Below are 1,552 nucleotides of genomic sequence, written 5' to 3'. Positions count from 1 at the left end.
TACCCGCCACGCCCCCTGGCCCTTAGTGGCCAGGTACATTCCGGTTGATCCTGCCGGAGGCCATTGCTATCGGGGTCCGATTTAGCCATGCTAGTCGCACGAGTTTAGACTCGTGGCGAATAGCTCCGTAACACGTGGCCAAACTACCCTCTGGAGCGGGATAACCTCGGGAAACTGAGGCTAATACCGCATACGGCTCTCCGCCTTGAACGGCCTGAGCCGGAAATGCTCCGGCGCCAGAGGATGTGGCTGCGGCCGATTAGGTAGACGGTGGGGTAACGGCCCACCGTGCCGATAATCGGTACGGGTTGTGAGAGCAAGAACCCGGAGACGGTATCTGAGACAAGATACCGGGCCCTACGGGGCGCAGCAGGCGCGAAACCTTTACACTGCACGCCAGTGCGATAAGGGGACCCCGAGTGCGAGGGCATATAGCCCTCGCTTTTGTACACCGTACTGAGGTGTACGAATAAGGACTGGGCAAGACCGGTGCCAGCCGCCGCGGTAATACCGGCAGTCCAAGTGATGGCCGCTATTATTGGGCCTAAAGCGTCCGTAGCCGGCCAGGCAAGTTCGTCGGGAAATCCACCTGCTCAACAGGTGGGCGTCCGGCGAAAACTGTCTGGCTAGGGACCGGAAGACCCGAGGGGTACGTCCAGGGTAGGAGTGAAATCCTATAATCCTGGACGGACCACCGGTGGCGAAAGCGCCTCGGGAAGACGGATCCGACGGTGAGGGACGAAAGCTTGGGTCACGAACCGGATTAGATACCCGGGTAGTCCAAGCTGTAAACGATGCTCGCTAGGTGTGGCACAGGCTACGAGCCTGTGCTGTGCCGCAGGGAAGCCGCGAAGCGAGCCGCCTGGGAAGTACGTCTGCAAGGATGAAACTTAAAGGAATTGGCGGGGGAGCACTACAACCGGAGGAGCCTGCGGTTTAATTGGACTCAACGCCGGACATCTCACCAGCTCCGACAGTAGCAGTGACGATCAGTGTGATGAGCTTATCAGAGCTACTGAGAGGAGGTGCATGGCCGCCGTCAGCTCGTACCGTGAGGCGTCCTGTTAAGTCAGGCAACGAGCGAGACCCGCACTCCTAATTGCCAGCATGACCCTTGAGGTTGATGGGTACATTAGGAGGACTGCCACAGCCAATGTGGAGGAAGGAACGGGCAACGGTAGGTCAGTATGCCCCGAATGAGCTGGGCGACACGCGGGCTACAATGGCCGAGACAGTGGGATGCAACCCCGAAAGGGGACGCTAATCTCCGAAACTCGGTCGTAGTTCGGATTGAGGGCTGAAACTCGCCCTCATGAAGCTGGATTCGGTAGTAATCGCGCCTCAGAAGGGCGCGGTGAATACGTCCCTGCTCCTTGCACACACCGCCCGTCAAAGCACCCGAGTGAGGTCCGGATGAAACCGTCTCTGACGGCTGAATCTGGGCTTCGCAAGGGGGCTTAAGTCGTAACAAGGTAGCCGTAGGGGAATCTGCGGCTGGATCACCTCCAACGACCCGAGACCACCCCGACGCGGGTGGCTCACCTTCGTCCGT

General features: G+C 59.3%; 1 rRNA gene. It reads left to right on the top strand.

The annotated features are described in order from the left end of the window. Nucleotides 1-37 precede the first annotated feature (37 nt). Nucleotides 38-1,508 (top strand): 16S ribosomal RNA (locus tag SM753_RS20175). Nucleotides 1,509-1,552: the final 44 nt, after the last annotated feature.

It is taken from the genome of Halostella sp. PRR32, assembly GCF_034808085.1.
Classification (GTDB): Archaea; Halobacteriota; Halobacteria; order Halobacteriales; family Natronoarchaeaceae; genus Halostella; species Halostella pelagica.
Note: the sequence above shows the minus strand (reverse complement) of the source record. Positions and strands in the feature narration are given on the sequence as shown.